This is a genomic window from Paucihalobacter sp. (assembly GCF_036825875.1).
GTDB lineage: Bacteria > Bacteroidota > Bacteroidia > Flavobacteriales > Flavobacteriaceae > Paucihalobacter.
Window position 1 is genome coordinate 21,701 of record NZ_DAISXK010000036.1, and the last position, 6,499, is coordinate 28,199.

Genomic DNA, 6,499 nt, shown 5'->3' on the forward strand with positions numbered 1-6,499 from the left:
TAGTTTTAATTTGTTTCTGTTTTAAAAATTTTATTTGTTGTTTGAGAAAACTCATCTAGCATGCTAACTTTCTCTATACCTTCATTATATGATGAAGCCATGACATCGAGAACAACTAATTGCTGTTTTCCTTTATTTAATTGATTAGACACTAAATCTAGCGCTTCAATTGTTTTATAATACAACTCTTGCTCTTCTTGGCTTAACTGACTCAATTCTGTTTTCACCGGTTCTGGTTGTGAGATGTAAAGTCCAAACATTAGTACTGCAGCCGCTGCGACGGATATCCACTTGTATACATTACTTTTCTTAGGTTTTAATGGAACCTCTTTAGTTGCGTGTTCTTGTTTAGTTTGTTCAAAGTACTGAAACATCAATCCATAGGATTTAAGATGTTCTGGCGCTTCATTTTCAGAAAAGTAGGTGCGCAAAGCTTGCTCTTCTTGCAGGGTTGTTTCACCTAAATCGTACTTTTCTAATAGTTTTTCTATATCATTTAACACCATAGCTGTGTGTATTAATTAATTGTTCTCTTATTGTTTTCCGCGCTCTCGACAAGGCAACTCTTATTGCCGTTGGATTCATTTCTACGATTTCAGCAATTTCATCAAAATCATATTCTTCAATATCGCGTAATTGTAATATCAATTTTTGTTGTTCTGGTAAGGTCTCTATTATTTTAGAAACCCAGCTTACGCTGTCGTTTGCTTCCAATTGCCTTTGCAAAGACACGTTATGATCTTGATAATTGCTGTGTACAATTTTTAAATTCTGTGCCTGTTTCGATTTTAATCGGTCCAAACAAAAATTCTTTGTCATGGTCATCGCAAACGCTTCCACATTGTTATAAGAACTTATTTTGGCTTTGTTATTCCAAAGTCTCATTAAAATTTCTTGAGTAGCGTCTTCCGCTTCCTCAGTAGAAACCAGTAAGCGTTTTGCCAATCTATATACCTTATCTTTAAAAGGCGTAACCAGCGATGTAAATTCTAACTGTGTCATTGGTTTGGTTGGTTGTTTACTTTTTGGTTTCTACTCTAACGACGATGAGCAACTAATTTTGTTACAAAATATTTTAAATTTACAATATTGTAAGTATTTTTAGGGTTTAATCTACTAAGGTTTTAGGTTAACATTGAAAAAGAAAAATTATGAAGTTTTTACGCCCAATATTTATTTGTCTCATTGCATCGTCTATTTTATTGAGTTGTTTTGAAGATCAAGACGATAATTTAATTGCTGCAAGCGAAATCAACGATTTTATTTGGAAAGGTATGAATGTTGTATACCTTTATAAAAGTGAAATTCCAGATTTAGCAAACGACAGATTTAGCACAATTGAAGAATACAGCAATTACCTAAACAGTTTTAATACGCCTGAGAGCCTTTTTGAGAGTTTAATTTTCGATAGACAAAATATTGATAAATTTAGCGTGCTCATCCCAAACTATGTTGAATTTTTACAACAACAACAAGGCATATCGATAAACAATGGTGCTGACTTTTTGTTTTATCTAGAACCAGGGAGTCAAACTGAGGTTTTTGGAATTGTCAGACTGGTTTATGAAGGTAGTCCCGCAGATAACGCTAACCTTCAACGTGGACAAATATTTAATGCTGTGGATGGTATTCCTCTCACAACGAGTAATCTTGGTAATTTATTAAATAAAGATTCCTATACCTTAAATTTAGCTGATTATAATGACAACGGAACACCAGCAGTTGACGACGATACTATTGAATCAAACGGACAAAGCGTATCATTAACTAAGATTAATTTCACCAGAAATCCTGTTGTACAATCCAATATCATTAACCTTAACAGCGGAAACGTTGGCTATTTAATGTATACCAGTTTCAACAACAATTTTGAGAGCGAACTCAATGCGGTGTTTGCTAATTTTGCTGCAAACAATGTACAACACCTCGTTATTGATTTACGCTACAATCCAGGCGGCGTTATTAATACGGCGGCTAGACTAGGAAGTATGATTACGGGACAATTTAATGGTCAGGTATTTTCAAAATTATTTTACAACGAAGATTTACAATCTAATAATACCGATTTCAATTTCACAAATACCATTACTGGTGGTGGTGCAATTAATAGCCTGAATCTAGAAAAAGTATATATAATAACATCAGAACGCTCAGCCTCTGCTAGCGAATTATTAATTAATAGCTTAGAGCCTTACCTGGAAGATGTAGTTCATATAGGTGATATTACCTCAGGAAAAACTCAGGCTTCCATAACCATCTTTGATTCTCCGGATTTAACCATCGACGGTGTAAATCCTTCACATACCTATGCCATGCAACCACTAATTGCAATATCGGTGAATAAAGATGATGTTGAAGTACCAGCTACAGGAATCGTACCTGATATTTTATTAAGAGAATCACCTCGTAATTTTGGAATTTTAGGGGATGTTAATGAACCCTTACTGGCCGCAGCCTTGGCTGATATTGAAGGCTTGGGTAGAGGTTTTCCTATATCTTTAGAAACGCTTTCACCCATTGATTACAAATCAAAAGATGATAAGTTTACGGATAAATTATTGATATCTCCTGAAAATTTTAATTTTCAGAAATCGTTACTATTGGATTAAAGCTTAGGCAATAATTTTTGCAAGCGCTATACAAGTTGTTTAATGCAGCAATGGTTTGTTTGGTTACATTCGTAATTGTTGATACAGGAATATCTGATTTTTTAATGCTTTTTAATTCATTGTAGATGAAATGAATAGTTTCAACATACAGCTTGTGATTTTCATCATATAGATTGGTATCAATAGAATCGGTTTCGTTTGAATAAATCATTTTGTCGTAATCACTAAATCTAATATTGAGATGGGTTTTCAACCTTTCTAAAATTTGAAAAGCCAATTCATCATTACTTTCCTGAATGGTTCTAATATTGTGCTGTACATCCTTAATGTCTTTGGCCGCGTAAACAAATGACCGCATAATCGACATGTTATTTTCAAGCATTTCGATGTCATTTATCTCCAACTCGTGTTTTTGCAACTTGGTATAAAATTTGGTAATTTCATCTTCAATTAATTTGATGTTATCGTAATTTTCATTGGGGTCTTTGGCAACTTTAAAAATACTTAACCACCGATTGGTTTTTACGGAATTTTCTGGATTAATATTATAAATCTTCAAAATAAAATCTTTGGTAAGATTATAGAGATGCACTAACTCTTGTTGAATGGCCTTGATTGCCACATCGGGTACATTGGTTGGCACATTTTTTATGTACAAAGTAGCACCGACAGGTTCGGCAACTTTAAATCGATTTTTAAGAAACCTTTGAAACAAACCAAGAAACGGAAAGAATAAAATAATCCCGAATAAATTAAGAACCGTATTCAGAATGACCAATTCCATTAATGTATCTGTAAGTTTGAATACATTTACCAATACATCAACTGCTTGCCATAAAAATGCAAAAGCGAGTAAACCTGCCACTAGATTGAAAAACACATTAGCTAGAGCTAAACGCTTTTTATCCGCTGTACCACCAAAAGAACCTAGTATTAGGGTTGAGGTGGTGCCTATATTTGCTCCAATAATTAAAGCAATCGACTGATAAATGTCTATTAAATCAGAATTTAAAGCACTTAAAACTATCACTATCATCGCAGAACTCGATTGAATTAAAGCCGTAATAATTAAACCAATTAACAAAAATGCCCACAACCCGTGTTGAGAAATGATATTCATGTCGATGCTGTCTGAAATTGCTTCCATGGCGTCTTTCATAAAATCTAAACCTAGAAACAATAAACCAAAACCGATTAAAAACAAGCCTATGTTTTTGATGACAGGTCTGCCTTTTAAAAACAGATAAGATAAAATACCTAAAGCTAAAAAAGGATAGGAAAAGTCAGCTACATTCACCTTAAAACCAAGTGTGGCAACAATCCAAGCGGTAAAAGTAGTTCCCAAATTAGCACCTAAAATAACGCCTAAAGCATTTTTAAGACTAATCATTCCGGCACCCAAAAATGCCAAAATCAATAAATTAACCATAGAACTACTCTGCAAAATACCAGTTACAAAGGTTCCGGTTAAAATACCTTTCCAGCTGCGGTTGGTGAATTTTCTAAGAAGATTTTTAAACGATTTTCCTGCCAAACCCTTGATGCCGTCTTCCAAATGATGCATTCCGAAAAGAAATATCCCGAGTCCAGCCAAAAACATCCAAAAATCAAAAGAGACTTCCTGCATTTTTCGAATAATTAAAAATTTCAGTGCATTTCAAAAATATAGTTAATTTGTTAAAATACAAATGAGATAAATCATCCTTACGTAAAAGAAAAAAAATAAGAGCAGCGATTTTTTGCAGTTGCCGCAATAGGATTCAAAAAAAAAGAGATTGTCATATTCGACAACCTCTTAAAATATGTTATTTATAAATAATGTCTACACGCCTTGCATTTCGTGTTTTCCTTCTTTAATTTCCTCAACTATTTTGGCGTTGAAGGCATCTAAATCTTTTGGACTTCTACTAGTCACCAAACCTTGGTCAACCACTACTTCAGTGTCTTCCCAATGCGCACCGGCATTTATCAAATCGTCTTTTATTGAAGGGTAAGATGTCATTTTTCTTCCATCTACAACATTCGCACTAATTAGTACCCAAGCCGCGTGACATATAGCTGCAACTGGCTTCTTTTGTCTAAAAAAGTCCCTTACAAATTGTAAAGCCTTATCGTCGGTTCTTAATTTATCGGGGTTAATCACACCACCGGGGATTAGAAGAGCGTTGTAATCTCTCGCTGTTACTTCACTCAATGTATAATTAACATCTATTTCACCAGACCAATTGGCGTCCGACCATCCTTTAATTTTTCCTTTTTCAAGACTGACAATGTCAACTTGAAACCCTTCTTTTTCCATCGCTTCTTTAGGCGAATTTAATTCACTTTTTTCATATCCGTTTGTTGCTAATACAGCTACTCTCTTTGTCATAATTTAATGTTTTAATAGTAAATATTCAATTACTTATAATTTAAAGAATATTAATTCAAAACATTACTAATACTATGGTAATTCTTTATTAAAATGCGTTAATATTCATTACTTTCTTCTTGTTCCCTAGTGATATCAAGGTTAGCTTTAAGTTTATTGAGAATTCTCTTTTCTTCATTTGCGTCCAAATGCTTAGAATTTAGTTTATCAATTTCCTGATGAATTGCGGGCTCCGCAAATTTATTAGGCATCACATGCTCATTTTTATACGTTGCATATTGTACCGTGAACTCTGCCCCAAAAAACAAAATCAAACATATATAATTCACCCAAAGTAAAATAATCACTACAGAAGCCGCAGCACCATACACGGAAGCGGGCTCACTTTGTCCAAAATATAAACGTATTAGAAATTCACCAAGTAGGAAAAGCAGTGTTGTAAGTGCAGCTCCAATATAGGTTATTTTCCAGCGAATTTTAACGTCTGGTAATAATTTGAATAATGCAGCGAATAATGTAGTTAGAATTAAAAATGAAATCACGAAATTTAAAAAGTCCACCAAAATAAGGGTAATACTTTCTGAAATTTGTTCGATATATTCTTTAAATACACTTAATAATGCCGAAATAACTAAAGAAATTAGCAGCAAAAACCCGATTACAAGAACCATCCCAAATGAAATGAGTCGGTCTATTAACATCCTTAAAAAATTAGACTTTTTTGCGGCTACGCTCCATATTTGGTTCATAGTTTTTTTGAGTTGAAAAAAAACACCAGTGGCTGCAAATAGTACCATCCCTACACTGAAAATAATTGCTATGGTTGAATCCTCTGATTCAGATACATTAACAATCATTGTTTCTATGGCATCTGCACTATCACTACCAATAAAATCACTTATCTGAGTTGTAATTCTTCCTTGTACAGCGGCCCTTTCAAACAATGAACTCGCAATGGTCATCACAATAATTAATAATGATGGCAATGAAAAAAGGGTATAATATGCAATCGTTGCGCCTTTTGGAAATGGATCATTTTTATTCCAGCTTTTAAAAGTTTTTTTAAAAAGCGTGAAAGTGATTTTAAAAAATTCAATCATATTATATAATTTCAAATAAGATAAAATATTTTGAGATGCAATAATTACAGAAATCCAGAAACCTTTATCAAAAAAAAAGTTGCCCTAAGACAACTTTTTTCTTTAAATGATAAAAATTGGTTCTAAAATTTCAAGTTTAAACCAAGTTGTAAATTTCGACCACGAGTTGAAAATCTATAAATTTCCTCATAATCTTCGTCAAATATGTTAGTGAGATTCAAGATAACTTTTAAATTGTTATTTATTTGATGACTGACATAAATATCTGCCAAGCCAAAACTGCTCAGTGTTACGCGCTCTGAGGCAAAAGTATTGGGATTAAAAAACTGGTCTTCCCTACTGTCATTAAACTGATACGCCAAACTCAAAGTTGTTTTTTCTGTTGGCATGTAAATAAGATTGGCGTTTACTTTGTGCTT

6 protein-coding genes and 1 pseudogene are annotated in these 6,499 nt (G+C 33.4%); 1 reads left to right on the forward strand and 6 read right to left on the reverse strand.

Features of this window, described 5'->3' with window-relative positions; translation table 11 throughout:
• Positions 1–5: 5 nt before the first annotated feature.
• Complete coding sequence (locus V7Z48_RS10395) at positions 6–506, reverse strand: hypothetical protein (protein WP_334113381.1); 501 nt, start codon at positions 504–506, stop codon at positions 6–8.
• Entirely contained in the window at positions 493–1,002 is a 510-nt protein-coding gene (locus tag V7Z48_RS10400; RefSeq protein ID WP_334113382.1) for an RNA polymerase sigma factor, read from the reverse strand. Before V7Z48_RS10400 ends, V7Z48_RS10395 begins: the two co-directional genes overlap by 14 nt.
• Before the next feature lie 149 nt (positions 1,003–1,151).
• Here V7Z48_RS10400 and V7Z48_RS10405 point away from each other — a divergent pair, with 149 nt between their 5' ends.
• Positions 1,152–2,609, forward strand: a complete 1,458-nt coding sequence (locus V7Z48_RS10405) for a S41 family peptidase (RefSeq protein WP_334113383.1) — start codon at positions 1,152–1,154, stop codon at positions 2,607–2,609.
• Here the strand turns inward: V7Z48_RS10405 and V7Z48_RS10410 are convergent.
• From V7Z48_RS10410 to V7Z48_RS10425, 4 genes and pseudogenes are all read right to left on the reverse strand, one after another.
• A complete protein-coding gene (locus V7Z48_RS10410; protein ID WP_334113384.1) occupies positions 2,578–4,236 on the reverse strand; it encodes a Na/Pi cotransporter family protein in 1,659 nt (552 codons plus the stop codon). The genes V7Z48_RS10405 and V7Z48_RS10410 overlap by 32 nt on opposite strands.
• Before the next feature lie 195 nt (positions 4,237–4,431).
• Positions 4,432–4,980: a type 1 glutamine amidotransferase domain-containing protein gene (locus tag V7Z48_RS10415; RefSeq protein ID WP_334113385.1), complete on the reverse strand. Its 549-nt coding sequence runs from the start codon at positions 4,978–4,980 to the stop codon at positions 4,432–4,434.
• A 98-nt stretch (positions 4,981–5,078) separates the two neighbouring features.
• Positions 5,079–6,080 (reverse strand): YihY/virulence factor BrkB family protein, encoded by a 1,002-nt coding sequence (locus tag V7Z48_RS10420; protein WP_334113386.1) that lies wholly within the window; start codon positions 6,078–6,080, stop codon positions 5,079–5,081.
• Between the two features lie 122 nt (positions 6,081–6,202).
• Positions 6,203–6,499: pseudogene (locus V7Z48_RS10425) on the reverse strand (TonB-dependent receptor plug domain-containing protein); the annotation flags it as partial.

Coding starts and splice junctions, on each gene's coding strand:
- V7Z48_RS10420 (WP_334113386.1), bottom strand. CDS start 6,080: ATGATTGAATTTTTTAAAATCACTTTCACGCTTTTTAAAAAAACTTTT.
- V7Z48_RS10395 (WP_334113381.1), bottom strand. CDS start 506: ATGGTGTTAAATGATATAGAAAAACTATTAGAAAAGTACGATTTAGGT.
- V7Z48_RS10410 (WP_334113384.1), bottom strand. CDS start 4,236: ATGCAGGAAGTCTCTTTTGATTTTTGGATGTTTTTGGCTGGACTCGGG.
- V7Z48_RS10405 (WP_334113383.1), top strand. CDS start 1,152: ATGAAGTTTTTACGCCCAATATTTATTTGTCTCATTGCATCGTCTATT.
- V7Z48_RS10400 (WP_334113382.1), bottom strand. CDS start 1,002: ATGACACAGTTAGAATTTACATCGCTGGTTACGCCTTTTAAAGATAAG.
- V7Z48_RS10415 (WP_334113385.1), bottom strand. CDS start 4,980: ATGACAAAGAGAGTAGCTGTATTAGCAACAAACGGATATGAAAAAAGT.